The 13,626-nt window shown below is 51.8% G+C and carries 18 protein-coding genes; 12 read left to right on the top strand and 6 right to left on the bottom strand.

Features of this window, described 5'->3' with window-relative positions:
* The first annotated feature begins 6 nt into the window (after positions 1-6).
* The 11 genes from C2U43_RS14680 (at position 7) to C2U43_RS14730 (ending at position 9,197) form a co-directional block, all read left to right on the top strand.
* Positions 7-363, top strand: coding sequence for a phage tail tube protein (locus tag C2U43_RS14680; RefSeq protein WP_044712102.1), 357 nt, complete (start codon positions 7-9; stop codon positions 361-363).
* A 3-nt stretch (positions 364-366) separates the two neighbouring features.
* Entirely contained in the window at positions 367-762 is a 396-nt protein-coding gene (locus C2U43_RS14685) for a phage tail assembly protein (RefSeq protein ID WP_044712101.1), read from the top strand.
* A gap of 86 nt (positions 763-848) precedes the next feature.
* Complete coding sequence (locus tag C2U43_RS14690; RefSeq protein WP_044712098.1) at positions 849-2,771, top strand: phage tail tape measure protein; 1,923 nt, start codon at positions 849-851, stop codon at positions 2,769-2,771.
* Positions 2,771-4,102: a DNA circularization protein gene (locus tag C2U43_RS14695; protein WP_044712096.1), complete on the top strand. Its 1,332-nt coding sequence runs from the start codon at positions 2,771-2,773 to the stop codon at positions 4,100-4,102. Before C2U43_RS14690 ends, C2U43_RS14695 begins: the two co-directional genes overlap by 1 nt.
* Positions 4,102-5,193 (top strand): phage baseplate assembly protein, encoded by a 1,092-nt coding sequence (locus tag C2U43_RS14700; protein WP_044712094.1) that lies wholly within the window; start codon positions 4,102-4,104, stop codon positions 5,191-5,193. Before C2U43_RS14695 ends, C2U43_RS14700 begins: the two co-directional genes overlap by 1 nt.
* On the top strand, positions 5,184-5,726 hold the full coding sequence (locus tag C2U43_RS14705; RefSeq protein ID WP_044712092.1) for a phage baseplate assembly protein V: 543 nt from the start codon (positions 5,184-5,186) through the stop codon (positions 5,724-5,726). Before C2U43_RS14700 ends, C2U43_RS14705 begins: the two co-directional genes overlap by 10 nt.
* Positions 5,723-6,175 carry a phage GP46 family protein gene (locus tag C2U43_RS14710; protein ID WP_016239591.1) on the top strand — a complete coding sequence of 151 codons (453 nt, stop codon included), beginning with the start codon at positions 5,723-5,725 and terminating at the stop codon, positions 6,173-6,175. Before C2U43_RS14705 ends, C2U43_RS14710 begins: the two co-directional genes overlap by 4 nt.
* Complete coding sequence (locus C2U43_RS14715; RefSeq protein ID WP_044712086.1) at positions 6,165-7,241, top strand: baseplate J/gp47 family protein; 1,077 nt, start codon at positions 6,165-6,167, stop codon at positions 7,239-7,241. The genes C2U43_RS14710 and C2U43_RS14715 overlap by 11 nt, the downstream gene beginning before the upstream one ends.
* On the top strand, positions 7,226-7,816 hold the full coding sequence (locus C2U43_RS14720) for a putative phage tail protein (protein ID WP_044712085.1): 591 nt from the start codon (positions 7,226-7,228) through the stop codon (positions 7,814-7,816). Before C2U43_RS14715 ends, C2U43_RS14720 begins: the two co-directional genes overlap by 16 nt.
* Before the next feature lie 35 nt (positions 7,817-7,851).
* Complete coding sequence (locus tag C2U43_RS14725) at positions 7,852-8,598, top strand: phage tail protein (protein WP_424953106.1); 747 nt, start codon at positions 7,852-7,854, stop codon at positions 8,596-8,598.
* Entirely contained in the window at positions 8,598-9,197 is a 600-nt protein-coding gene (locus tag C2U43_RS14730; RefSeq protein ID WP_071445145.1) for a tail fiber assembly protein, read from the top strand. Before C2U43_RS14725 ends, C2U43_RS14730 begins: the two co-directional genes overlap by 1 nt.
* Here the strand turns inward: C2U43_RS14730 and C2U43_RS14735 are convergent.
* Together C2U43_RS14735 and C2U43_RS30070 are read right to left on the bottom strand one after the other, a co-directional pair.
* Complete coding sequence (locus C2U43_RS14735) at positions 9,169-9,621, bottom strand: tail fiber assembly protein (RefSeq protein ID WP_103285376.1); 453 nt, start codon at positions 9,619-9,621, stop codon at positions 9,169-9,171. The two genes, C2U43_RS14730 and C2U43_RS14735, sit on opposite strands and share 29 nt — an antisense overlap.
* A 4-nt stretch (positions 9,622-9,625) precedes the next feature.
* Positions 9,626-9,979 (bottom strand): gp53-like domain-containing protein, encoded by a 354-nt coding sequence (locus C2U43_RS30070; protein WP_199771084.1) that lies wholly within the window; start codon positions 9,977-9,979, stop codon positions 9,626-9,628.
* Between the two features lie 125 nt (positions 9,980-10,104).
* Here C2U43_RS30070 and C2U43_RS14745 point away from each other — a divergent pair, with 125 nt between their 5' ends.
* Complete coding sequence (locus tag C2U43_RS14745; protein WP_044712083.1) at positions 10,105-10,659, top strand: recombinase family protein; 555 nt, start codon at positions 10,105-10,107, stop codon at positions 10,657-10,659.
* A 26-nt stretch (positions 10,660-10,685) separates the two neighbouring features.
* Here C2U43_RS14745 and C2U43_RS14750 read toward each other — a convergent pair whose 3' ends face one another.
* The 4 genes from C2U43_RS14750 to C2U43_RS14765 are packed head-to-tail and all read right to left on the bottom strand — an operon-like array spanning position 10,686 to position 13,623.
* A complete protein-coding gene (locus C2U43_RS14750; RefSeq protein ID WP_103285377.1) occupies positions 10,686-11,009 on the bottom strand; it encodes a DUF4054 domain-containing protein in 324 nt (107 codons plus the stop codon).
* A 14-nt stretch (positions 11,010-11,023) separates the two neighbouring features.
* Complete coding sequence (locus C2U43_RS14755; RefSeq protein ID WP_103285378.1) at positions 11,024-11,992, bottom strand: major capsid family protein; 969 nt, start codon at positions 11,990-11,992, stop codon at positions 11,024-11,026.
* A 3-nt stretch (positions 11,993-11,995) separates the two neighbouring features.
* Entirely contained in the window at positions 11,996-12,478 is a 483-nt protein-coding gene (locus C2U43_RS14760) for a structural cement protein Gp24 (RefSeq protein WP_103285379.1), read from the bottom strand.
* A gap of 2 nt (positions 12,479-12,480) precedes the next feature.
* Positions 12,481-13,623, bottom strand: coding sequence for a DUF2213 domain-containing protein (locus tag C2U43_RS14765; protein ID WP_103285380.1), 1,143 nt, complete (start codon positions 13,621-13,623; stop codon positions 12,481-12,483).
* Positions 13,624-13,626 lie beyond the last annotated feature (3 nt).

Below are 13,626 nucleotides of genomic sequence, written 5' to 3' on the forward strand. Positions count from 1 at the left end.
GCCAGCATGGCAAATATTCTGGGTATGGCGGCGATTCGTATTAATGGCCGTGAAATCAAAACTGAAGGCAAATCCACCCTGAATCCGGGAGGCTATGCCCGCCAGCAACACATGGGCGGCGGTAAAGTCTGGGGTAATTCCCGCAAGATGGCGGCCCCCTCCATCAAGCTGACCATTGCTGCGGATCGCGATGTCGATGTGATTGAAATCAGTAACTGGGAGGACGTGACCATCATGTTCTACGGTGACAACGGTCTCAATTACATGATGACCGGCGCGGCCACCGATAACCCGGCAGAACTGGACGAAGACGCGGGGACGGTCTCGGCTAACTTCATCGGCGTCAAGTGTGTGAAGGTGTAAGACATGGCTGAAATGACATTCACTCTGGTACACGGTCTGCGTACCGGCAAAGGCACTACCGACGAAATGCTTCACAAGGATGTGACGCTTCGCGAGCTGACATCACGGGATGTTATCGAATCACAACTGGCCTCCGAGCGCGTCGTGATTGGGGATAACGGCAAGGCGGTTGCCTACTGCTCTGAGGTCATGATGGGGCTGGAGATGATGCGCCGGCAGATTAAAAAGATTGGTGAAATCCCCGGCCCGCTGGACATGAATCAAATTTATGCTCTGCATCCGGAAGATTTGAAGTTGCTGACAGAAAAGGGTCAGGCGATGGATGACATGCTGGGGGAGACTGCTGAACGGGGGCGACATGATGCCGATGGCAGCGGCGCTCAATCTACTGCTGATTAACCTCTCTCAGCGTTTCGATGTTAACCGGCTTGAGCAACTGCCCCTGCGGCAGTTGCTTATTCAGGTCAGGCAACTGAGGAAGCAATATGACAAACCGCCTAAGCACTGAAATTCTGATTAACCTTGCCGGGAACCTGACGGCCAAAGCCCGCCAGTACGGCGCTAACATGAGCGAGTTTGCCAGCCGTAACCAGAAAGCAATGTCTGTTGTGAAGGCGGCGTCTGAATCTGCCGGACGTGGTCTGGATATGCTCAGTAATCGCTATACAACGATGATTGCCGGCCTTGCCAGCGGCGCAGCGCTGAGGGATTTTGCTAAAACAGACCGACAATTAACCGGGCTGGGTATTGCCGCCGGTAAAACTCGCGATGAGATGCGCAATATCTTTGATGGTATTCAGGATACCGCTATCAAATTCCGGGTCGATGACTCGGAGGTGCTGGCGGCGCTGGAGAATGTCAACAAAACGACCGGTGATCTGGATTTTGGTATTCAGAATAAGGGCATGATAGCCGCTTCTATTGCTGCATCAGGCTCTCAGGGGGATTCGATTGGCGGGCTGTTTTCTCAGTTCCCCAAATTTGGTCTTCAGACTGAAAAGCAGACGCTTGCAGCTATGGACACGTTAAACCTTCTGGGAAAAGAAGGCGCATTTGAGCTGAAAGACATTGCAGAAAAAGGCGTCAGAGCCTTCTCTATGTACTCCGCTGCTGGAGGGAGTGGCGTTAAAGGAGTCAAAGACGTAGGTGTTGTACTGGAATCTGCCATTGATGCCACAGGCAACCGTGATACAGCAGCCACGGCGACTGAAAACCTTATTCGTGATCTGCAGTTGCCAAAGGTTGTTGACACTCTCAAGAAGAAAGCAGGAATTAACGTATATGGCAAAGATGGAAAAATGCGTTCTCTTCCAGAAATTCTGGCTGAAGTAGCGAAATCATCTGGTAGCAAAGGATCGAAAGAGCAGAATAAAAGACTCCTGGAAGCCGGTTTTAACCAGGACAGTATTTTACTTATCAGCAGTGCCACTTCTGGTAAAGGCGCGGAAAACCTCAAGCGATACCAGTCAGTTGTCGGAGACGGTACAGGCATCATGAAAGATGCTGAATATGCGGCGAAAGATTTTACTTCGGCGCTGACCAGCCTGAATGTTACCTGGAAGAAATTTTCTAACAGCAATCTTGCCGGACCGGTACAGGAACTGGCTGATGCCATCAATTCAGTAGATCAAAAGACGGTTCAGAACTGGCTTGAAGTCGGCAAGAAAATTGCCATTGCGACTGCCGGAGTCATTGCAGCACGCAAAGCATTTAAAATCGGTAAAGGTGCATGGGATTTTCTCCAGCCAGAGAAAGGCGGAAAAGGTATCCCTAAAGGCGTCTCCGATGTTTTTGGTTCCGGAGTTATGCCCGTTTATGTTGTGAACATGGGCAAAGGTGGGATGGGTGGTCCTGGTGATTTAATCCCCGATGGACCTGATGGAAAAAATCCCCGGAAACCTAATAGTCCCAGACGTCTTGGCAGCCCACAGGGAATGGTCGGCCTGACCATGCTGGCGTCAACTATTCCATATCTTTATGAAGAACCATCACTGAGCAGTGATGACAAAGCTGGCATGGTTCAGTGGGCAAAGGATCGTGCTAAACGCAAAGCGAATGAGAAACCGGTTATTGACCCACGCCCGTGGGCATCGATGACACCGGCAACGCCGTTTATCCCTGCGTCTGAAAATTCCCCGGCAGAGAGGTCGCGCCCTGAAACGAGTGACCATTCTTTGTTTGGTGTCATCGTTGATTTTCTGCGTGGCACCAACGCCGCAATTGAAAACAAAAACGCGTTTGATAAACCTGTTCAGCCACCTGCATTACCCACAACCCTACAGAAAATGCAGGGCGAAATCCGCGTGATCCTTGAAGGGGGCGGTGGCCGTGTTAAAAGCGTCACTATGAACCAGCCGGGTATCAAACTTAGTGCGTCTGCTGGCGTGTCCAGCGTGGAGCAAGGCTGATGGTTGCTACCCGATGGGAAGACCTGCGCGATGCTTCGTTCCGGGGCGTCTCCTTCTATCTGGTCGATAACGAAGGCACCAGTGGCCGTCGGGCAATTCCCCGCGCCTACCCCAAAAAAGAAGTGGGCTGGACCGAAGATAACGGTGCCGTTCTGACCCAACAGCAAATCAACGGCAAGCTGATTGGAAAGAACTACCAGAGCCAACTGGAGGCACTTCTCCGCGCACTGAACACACCGGGACCCGGCGAACTTATCCATCCGTGGTTCGGCATTCAGAAGGTTCAGGTTGGCAAGGTAACACACCGTCTGAGCACTGAGGAAGGCGGCATTGCCTACATCTCTTTTGAGGTATCTGAAGCGGGCGAACGTCTGTTTCCAGCACCGGCAGAAAATACCAGTCTGACGGTACTCAGCGCTGCGGATAAGGTCAAAGCTGCGCTGGCGAATGGCGATGTCTTTGCCCTGCTTGATGGTCTTGGCGAAATGGCCGATACGTGGATGGACGACATGGAGAATCTGGTGGTGGGTGTGTTGACGCTGCCCTCTGCGATTACTGAATGGACTGACCGTTTAGGGCGTTTTCGTGGGTTGATTGAGCTGGCTGTCGCGAAACCAGCCGGGTTTATCAATGATGTTGTGGACCTTATCAGCGGTGTCCGTGAGACCGTAACTGAACCTCTGTGGTCAATGCGGGTTTATGATCAACTCCGCAACCGATGGCAGGGAGATCAGTTTTCCGGCTCATCTTCTTCGCCGTGGCCGTCGCCGGTTTCACCAACAAATACAAGTGACCGCGCGACAGCCGCTGCACTTCACCAGTTGCCCAAATATATGTCAGTCACACCAGGTTCAGTGACTGACGGAAAGTATGGTTTTGCCAGCAGCCTTCCGGACGTTGTCCCTGAGCTGACCGATGCCATGCAGGACAACATCACTCATTTCCGTCAGTTGATTGTCGTTGCCAGCCTGATTGGACAGGCAGAGACCGTTGCCAGCACTGAGTTCAGAAGCAGTGAGGAAGCCATAAGTTCGGGTGACACGCTGGCTGAGCAACTGAATGAACAGGCTGTGTACGCCGTAGAAAACGGTCAGCGGGATTTGTGGCATGCCCTGCGTGAGCTGCGCTTTGCCGTCGTCAATGACGTGCGGGTCAGGAGCGCTCAGCTACCACAGACACGAACGGTCATCCTGACCACAACATCCCCGGTATCCCTTATTGCATGGCGTGAAACCGGTAATACCGAGAACCGTGATGCCATCGCCTCAAGGAACCGATTGAAAGACCCGGCTTTCATTCTTCCGGGTAAACCTGTCGAGGTAACAGATTGATGGAAATGGTTGTGCTTGAGGTTGACGGCCAGCAGTGGGACGGATGGACAGAGATGTCCATCACTTCCTCACTGGAGGCTGTTGCCGGCGAATTTGATCTCACTGTCACCACGCAATGGTCAGAAGCTTCACCGCGCGTGATTAAGCAGGGCATGCCCTGCATCGTCAGGCTGGGAAAAGATACGGTTCTGACGGGGTATATCGATGATTTCATTCCCAGCTATGACGCAGAAAACATGAGTATTCGCGTTATGGGGCGGGATAAAACCGGCGATCTCGTTGACAGCTCAGTGGTGCATAAATCCGGCCAGTGGAAAGGTGTTCGACTGGAGCAACTGGCAGTGGAAATCTGCAAACCCTATGGCATCAGTGTTATCAGTGAAACTGACACTGGTGAAACCTTCGGTAGCGTGGTGCTTGAACAGGGAGAGACCGCCTTCGATCTTCTTGACCGCCTGGCTAAACAACGCGGCGTTCTGCTGACTGCTGATGGTCTGGGTAATCTGATCATCACCCGTGCATCAACAAAGCGTGCCGGCGTTCCTCTGATTTTCGGGACCAATATTCTTGCAGCCCGTGGCCGGTTCAGTTGGCGTGAGCGAAACAGCCAGTACATCGTGAAAGGCACATCCAGTGCGGGTGGGAGTACGTGGGATGATCAGCCTGTCAAAGTGATTGGAGGACGTCAGACCATCGTTGATGACGGTGATATCAACCGTTACCGCCCGAAAATCCTGGTCAATGAAGACAGCCTGACCGTCGGCGGCGCAAGTACACGCGGTGAATGGTACAAAGCGCGGATGATGGGCGAAGCCAACAGCACCGAAATTACACTGGCAGGATGGCGCGAGAATGGCGATGAAGGTCCGTTATGGCAGAAAAACAGGCTCGTTGATATTGATGACCCGATACAGAACCTGAAGGACTCATGGCTGATTAAAACCGTCACGTTTACTGAAGGTGATAACGGACGTCTCTGCGTTCTGACGCTGGTTCCCCCTGAGTCGATGGATATGCCTGAAACCAGTACGAAAAAAGCAGGCAAGAAAGGCAATAAATCAAAGGCAAAAACGGTGGCAACATGGGACTGAATCCGGCAAATATCGGTCGCACACTTGAAGGTATTGGACGCCGGCTACGGCTGCTCGTTGACAGGGCCGTTGTTCGTATCGTTACAGACAGTCTCGGGCGTCAGAACCTTCAAATTCAGTCTCTGGCGGATTCCACCAATGATGATGTTGAACGTTTCCAGAATTACGGCCTGACGTCTGTGCCGCCAGTCGGTTCAGAAGCACTCATTCTGGCTGTGGGGGGACGCCGGGAAGGTCTGGTGGCAATCGCTGTAGAAGACAAGCGCTGCCGTCCAAAAGGTCTGGAGGATGGAGAGGTCAGGTTATATCACGGCGATGGTCAGTCTTATATCACCCTGAAAAAAGGTGGTCTTATCGAAGTTAAAGGGAAATCGGTTAATTACGATGCCAGCGAATTGTTTGCGATAAATACAAAATTATTAAAAGTTAACGGCCCATCTGTATTTTCAAAGGATATTCAGGTCGCCGGTAAATCTGTTCTTGAGCATTTCCATATTGACGGGGATAGCAAAAAAACATCGGAGATGAAATGACAATTGGTATCAGCTGGAATAATCAGCTATCCAGAGGTGAACTGACAATTAACCATGATGGTTTATCGCGTGATGAAGGACTGGTCACTTTGGTTCTGATTTGTCTTTTCACCGACGTCCGTGCTGATACTGATGACATTATTCCTGATAACTCATCGGACCCGAGAGGCTGGCCCGGCGACACATTTAGTGATTATCCGTGGGGATCGAAACTCTGGTTGCTGGATCGCGAGAAGCTGACGGAATCCGTCAGAATGCGGGTGGAAGATTATGCACTGCTTTCTATGCAACCGCTTTTACGTTCTGGTTATGCGCGTAATGCAGCAGTCACAGCCACTATAAGCGGCAATGACCGAATTAATTTTATTGTCATTCTAACCCGCCCGGATAAAACGACGCTCCGGATTGAAATAAGTAAACGCTGGGAGTCCACTGCTAATGCCTTATAACGTTCCCGCGCTGCGCAAGCTTATTACTGACGGCGAAAAAGATATTGCCTTTGAACTGGGGCTGCAAAAACTTCCGCCAGTAGGCGTTGAGAAAGCTCTAAATACCTCATTCAGCAATCAGATTCGTGATTTATACGACCATCAGAGCTGGATTAAAGACCAGATTATTCCGTCTGTTAAATCTGATGATGAAACCATCATTGAGACTGCGGCCAGCGAAGGCGTCATCAGAAAACAGGCCACGTTTGCTACGGGGCCAGCGGTATTTAAAGGGAATACACCGCTTCCGGAAGATATGGAGATGCAAACCGCTACCGGTATTGTTTATGCCGTGACGACTTCCGGCGTTCCTGTAGATGGGGTCATGACTGTAACCATTCAGGCCAGCGATGCCGGCGCGTCAGGAAACCTTCCGGAAGGTGAAAGCCTGACCTTGCTGTCCCCCGTTCCCGGCGTGGAAAGTATTGGTTTAACGGGTACGGGGGGCATCATCGGTGGTGCGGATATTGAGCCAGTTCCTGAATTGCTTGACCGGCTTTTATTCCGTAAACGCAATCCCCCCGTTGGTGGGGCTGTGCATGACTATGTCATCTGGGCGCGAGAAATGGCTGGTGTCAGTCGGGCGTGGGCATTTGATGCCTGGCATGGCCCCTGCACAATCGGACTGGCATGGGTTTATGACGATCGTTCAGTGATTACCCCCGGATATCAGGACCGGAAAAATATGGAAGATTACCTTTTCCGTCATACCGACCCGGCGACTGGCGTATGGGTTGGTAAACCTGGAGGAATAGAAGTCTGGCCCGTGGAACTGGTGCTCCGTCCCGTCAATATGATTATTGGCATAACACCGGATACGCCGGCCACGCGTAAAGCTGTCCAGTCCCGCCTGTTGACGCTTCAGAAGACGCTGCAACCAGGACAAACGCTGCCCATTTCAGCGATTCGTACTGCTATCGGCACCGCATCTGGCGTGACGGATTACTCGCTGAATCTGACCGCTGACATTCCATGTGCACAGAATGAACTTATCACTATCGGAGTGCTGACATGGCCCACAGTGTAGATGAATGGCTGGGCGCTTTATGGCAGGTCATGCCACGTGGCAAAGCGTGGTCACGCGATGAGGATGGTGATTTAAACCGTTTTTTACGGGCGTTAGCCAGACGTTTAAGTCAGACGGAATTTGATGCAGAAAACCTGCTACCAGAGATGCGGCCAGAAACAACATTTATGCTGCTGGAAGAATGGGAGGAATACCTTGAACTGCCGGAGTGTGGGCAGCTAAGCGGTACTGTAGAAGACCGGCGTCGTGCTGTCGTGGAGAAGTATCACCGCAAAGGTGGCCTTTCCCCGTGGCAGATTGAAGCGGTGGCTGCTGCGCTTGGATTTACTATACGGGTTACTGTCATTCTCCCTCACCACTGCATGCGTAGCTGCATGCATCCCCTTTATTCAGCCCGTTATCGCTGGACGTTAAAGATTGATGTGATTGGTATCAGCGGCGGACGTTTTACCTGTATCGATAACGTCATGACACCGCTTCTGAGCGAACGGGCAAGAGAACTGGAGTGTGTGCTGACGAAATACCGTCTGGGCGGCACAGCATACGAATATTTTTATTCTTCAGGAGATAACTGATGTATCACGTAGATAATTCGACCGGTATTCCGGTTATGCCACAACCGTCTCCTGTCACCAGTGAGACAGAGCTTTTCTTTACTGAAGGTGGTAATGGAGTTCCTCCGACGTACCCCGGCCCGGACTGGTTTAATACCATTCAAAGTGAGCTGCTTAATATTCTCAGGTCCGCTGGGCTTGATCCTGACAAAATGGACAACACGCAGATTCTGGCCGCTCTCAAAAAACTGTTTCTGAGTCGCTCCAATCCATTTGGCGACATTAAAGCTGATGGTGCGGCAGCAATCGCGACGGCTCTCTCAAACCTTGGTTTAGGGGAAGGCTCCGCGTTACCGGTTGGTGTTCCTGTTCCGTGGCCGTCAGCAACGCCGCCAGCAGGGTGGCTCAAGTGCAATGGTGCGGCTTTTACCGCGGCTCAATATCCTAAGCTGGCGCAGGCTTACCCTACGTTTATCCTGCCTGATTTGCGCGGTGAGTTTATCCGTGGCTGGGATGATGGGCGCGGTGTAGATGCTGGGCGTACTTTACTTTTTGCGCAAGGTAGCCAGAACCTTTCACATAGTCATGATGAAACCGCTGCTTATGGGGGCAACCCGGGCGGGGATGTATCAACAGATAGAAGCCGTTTTGCCAAAACATATTATACAGGTCTGAATGATCTGTATTCGAGGCCAGTTAATGGTTGGACGGGGGCCATTTCAGACCTGTCAACGGCTGCGAGCGGTGGTGGTGAGTCTCGCCCACGCAATATTGCATTTAACTACATCGTGAGGGCCGCATAATGTCTCAGGCACAATTAAACAGCGAACTAATTGCCATCGTGGCTGGTGAAATCACCGTATTTAACTACGATGGCGAAACCAGAGAATATCTTTCCTCATCGGTTGAGTTTTTGCCCTTGGGGGTGGGGATTCCCGCCAATTCATGCGTTGATGCGCCAGGCAAAATCAAAAAGGGTTTTGCCATTTGCAGGGCAGCAGGTGGCAAAGTCTGGGAGTATGTAGCCGATCATCGGGGCGAGACGGTATACAGTACAAAGACAGGTGAACAAATCGTCATCACCGTGCCGGGGGCGTATCCGGAAGATACCACCACGCTGGCCCCGTCCACACCATACGATAAGTGGAACGGTAGCCAGTGGATGACGGACTCAAAAGCGCAGCACGCTGCAGATGTGGCAGAAGCGGAACAGCAGAAAACTACGTTGCTGGCGGAGGCGACGGCGATTATCGCCCCGCTGGCAGATGCTCAGGCTGGAGGCTACATCGACGATGCTGATGTGTCACGGCTGGCAGAATGGCAGCGGTACCGATACAAGCTGACGAAAGTCGATACCAGTACCGCGCCTGGCATTACCTTTCCACCGAAGCCGGAGGTGTAGGCCATTTGATATCTGGTGCTCTGATCGTGCCTACAGCTTCCAGTGCGTCCAGATAATCCAGCCACAGATTGTACTGTGCCAGCTCATCACCTTTCAGCCGACCTATTGCCGCTTTTCCGGGCCACTGTTTTCCGCTAATAAACTCGTTGGCCTGAGCGATAAGCACCTGTCGGGCTTTTTCTGCTTCGGCAATGAGTTCCTCTTTGCTCTTTGAGGGCGCGTCAATCCAGCATGGCATACCGTTAGCATCGGAACGTCTTATTTTCCCCTCTGGCGGTATTCCTGAATATTCAAAGTACATTTCGTCACTTACACCAACAGGATCGGCAGGCCATGACGATGCCTTTTCATAATCCGCCTGCAAAGCAACAGGATAAAATAGATTACTTTTCGGGCTATAAGCGTAATTAAATGTTTTATCCATAGTTTTATTTCCCGTATGCGATAAATCCATAATCGGCAATTGCTGTTGTCATTGATGAGTTATAAAGCGTGATCTGGTTTTTCCCGCTCCATTTAATCCCCACGCTAGCAGTAAAACCGGGAGCCAGTGCGCCCGTATAAGGCACTACTGCAAGAATGCCAGAGGGGAACGGGAAAGGAAGTTCAATCACTTTTGTCTCACCTGCTACCATTCCGCCTGTATTGCCTCCAACCCATTGCCGGATTAAACCAGAAGGCTCTTTTGCGTAGCCACTTAGGGCTAACTGAGCGTCAAACGCTGACATATCCGGTATCTGGTTCGCGCCAGTGCCCACGTCCCGTTTTGCGGCTTCTTTCAAACCAACGTTTTCCGGAACACACCACCACTTCTGACTATGTTGGCCATTTTCTGCAGTACAGCCAGAAATGACGTTGCTCGATACAATGCGGGCCAATAATGCGTTTACAGGTGGGGTGATTTTCTATACTGATTGGATATGTACGGGTATCAACAAATGACCAGAACCTTGAATTACAACTTGACGCGCTTAACAGGTTAGATTGCGACCAGATATTTGAGGATAAAATATCCGGTGCGAAATCGAAAAGACCTGGTCTGGACAAGATGATGAAGAAGTTACGCCCTGGGGACACCGTTGTTGTCTGGAAGTTAGATAGGTTAGGTCGTTCTCTAATCCATCTTGTGGATTTGCTACGTTATTTCCGTGAGAACAACATTGAATTTATCTCCGTTACAGAGGGGATAAGAATTAGCACCTCAATTGGGCGCTTCGCTTATACGATGCTGAGCGCAGCAGCCGAGATGGAAAGGGAAAACATAATAGAGCGAACACGAGCTGGATTGGCTGTTGCAAGGGCAAAAGGACGAATAGGTGGACGAAGACCAAAGTTGACGCCTGAGCAATGGGCGCAGGCTGGAAGACTATTGGCCGCAGGGGAAACGCGGCAGCGGGTAGCAATCATCTATGATGTTGGAATTTCTACTCTGTACAAAAAATTTCCAGCGGCTGACATATAAATCACGATCACACAGGCGATCCAATGTTATTTGTCAATGTGTCGCGATTTGATTGGCGCGCGGCAACCATCGTGATTTGCACCAAACCCGGCATCCGGGGCGGAATACCCTAAAGACAATCCAGCCACTGAACGACTGGTTATTGACTGGGCAGTTTTGCCGCTGGAATTTCCGGAAGGGGTTAACGCACCTGAGGCATAAAGAAGATGTGCCGCTAAAGCATGAAGCCCTTGCTCATAGAGCTTGTTCCATACTTTGCGGCTCATCTGGTTTGCTGCATCCTGTAGCGCCCCTTCTATTCGAGCAGGGGCAACACTGGCGAACTCGGGGTAACGAACGGTGAAATCCATGCTACCCCCTGTGATTACTCTGCCGGAGAGGATTTGTAATCCACATACACCGCGGACTGCGGCTGTTTCCACATCGCACCACCGAAGGCAGAACGATAGCCACACTCATAGGTCAACAGGTCGCGGGAGCGCACAGCCAGAAGCTCTGGCATATGAACTTCCATTTCAAGGTAATCAGCCTCGTAGGTGTAAACCGCCAGACGCGTTTTTCCCGCCTTGATGCCGACAGCGTAATTGCTTGGCACCTTAACAAACGTGATGCTGAACGATTCGTTACCTGACGCCTTACGCAGTGCAGCCATAATCCGATCCATCGCAGCGATAGGAAGCAGGTCAGTGCCTACGATTACTGGCGTTGGGTCGAACTTCTGCATAGCAAGCATGAAGTCGCTGGCATCCATTGCGATGTGCGTTGGCTGGATGCGATAACTGGACTTGCGCCACGCCACGTTGTAAGCATCCAGCACCAGCTTAACGAATTCATCTGACGTCATATCAGTAATGGTCTTGTTGGCTGGATCGGTAATCAACTGAACAGCAGAGCCAGTCAATAACCCTTCTTGCCCCTTCACTCCGCCATGCCCCACGTATCCAGCATACTGAATCGTTGCCAGGGCGTTTGCGTACAGGTCATCCTGCTTTTTGGATTGCAGGTTGATGTTCAGGCGGGCGATCTTCTCCAGTTCCTGCTGCGTCCAGGTGGCGGCCTTTGCCCACAGCCCAACAGGCGCTTTCATCCATTCGATATCGCTATCGATAGTTTTCAGGCTGTTGGTTTTATTACCGATAATGCCGTCTTTTACAGAGCCGACAACTTTAGATACGCCGAAATCAACGTACTCCAGAGCGAAGTCCAACCCTTCTTTAACCGGCAATGCTTCACCGATGTTAATTTCCGGCAACTCTTTTTCCTGCAACTGCATATCGCGCTCAGTTAGCGCCTCTTGCAGTACGTTTTCAAAATCTGCGGCTTCCATTGGCATTGGTTATACTCCTGCTGCCGTTTTCTGTACGTAACCCAGGGTGATCGCCACGCAGTTATTACCTGCGCTTACATCCTCAACCCAGTAACCCAAATCAATATTGCCGATTGCCACATTGGTAACCTTGCCAGCATCTGCCCCGGCAGGGATGATGTAAGCGGTGTCGCCGCGAGCAAAGTCTGCTGCATCTACGGTCAGGGCGCCCACGCAGTCACCGTGAGAGAAGTGACCGATGTTTGCCTGCTTGTTAGCTGGTGACGCTTCACCGTAGATATCGCGAACGACAATGCCGTGAATGCGGGTATCAGCCGCCAGGGGCATTACTCCGCCCAGTGGGTTAACGGCCACGAAAGTACCGTAGGCCAGTGGTGTATCCGTCAGGTTCTCTTCGCCCCATACTTTGTCGTTAGAGCTTGAAGCGCGTTTGATCGAGCCGGGTTTAATGGTGCCGTCGGCACCGTCCCAGTCAATGAATCCGAATGCCATGATTATTTACCCCCGAGGCGCTGGTTAGCGGTTTTCGTAGTTTTTGCTGCATTGTCGTTCAGCAGGTGACTGCCGATCTCGCTGCGTGGTTTTGATGTGGCCTGAATGGCCGCGTATGCCGCGCGAACTTCGCTGTCGGTCATGGCTTTAACCTGGGCGTCGTTGAATGCGCGAGTACTGACCAGCACAGCAGCGCGAACATCGCGGGCTGATTTGGCATCGTTGAAATTGACTTTCGGGAAGCGGGACTTAGCATCGTTCAGCGTGGATTCCGTTTCGCTGCCCGCTTTCAGCGTTTCCAGCTCCTCTTCCAGTTCCTTCACCTTCGCTTTCAGGTCGGCGTTCTCGGTTTCCAGCGAGGTGATCTTCGCGTCCTTGTCGGCATCAGCACCTTCCCCGTCCGCATCCGCTGGCCCGGCTGGTGTCATCCCTTCCAGTTGAGACTTAAGCTCAGCAAGCTGTGCCAGCACCTGTTGTGCCTGCGCTGCCGCTTCTTCAGTACCCTGCCCCTGAAGATCTGCCAGGGCCTTTTCCAGCGCGGCAATCATGCCGACCAGTTCGTCAGCAGTCAGTGCGGCACCTTCTGCATCTTTCAGTTTTTTGCCCTTCAGGAAACTCAGGGCGTCAGTTAATGTTTTGAACATCGGCTTACCTTTTTTGTCGTTTAGCTTGCATTGACGCCCGTAGCGCCCCTCTGCAACACCCGCAACGTGATTGCCGCGAATATTGATGTGGTAAAATTTCCCGCCACGCTCCACCAGCTCCGCAGGCTCATACCCCACTGAAACCTCACGTATCCCCGTCTCCTCGAGCGTCTCTATTGCTGCGGCATCAGTCAGATAAACGTCGCAAACCACCTCACCACCCTCGATACGGGTATTGGCGATATGACCGGATGCTTTGTCTTTGTGGTCTGCTGCGGTGACTTCCCCGTCGTCTGGGTGAGTTATGGTGAACGGGAGGCCATTGAATGAAGCGAGAGTTTCGGGTTTTGATAGTTCGTCGAGGGTGCGAACTACGGTGATTTTTTTGTTGGCATCGCTGCCAGTTAATCCCAGTTCGTGACCGTAATACTCAATCGGCCCGGCGCGGGTGATCGTCGCAGTGGTAATCACGTACCCCTGCGGTGTTCGTTTCCACTTCATTGA

The sequence above is a fragment of the Citrobacter freundii complex sp. CFNIH9 genome (assembly GCF_002903305.1).
GTDB lineage: Bacteria > Pseudomonadota > Gammaproteobacteria > Enterobacterales > Enterobacteriaceae > Citrobacter > Citrobacter portucalensis.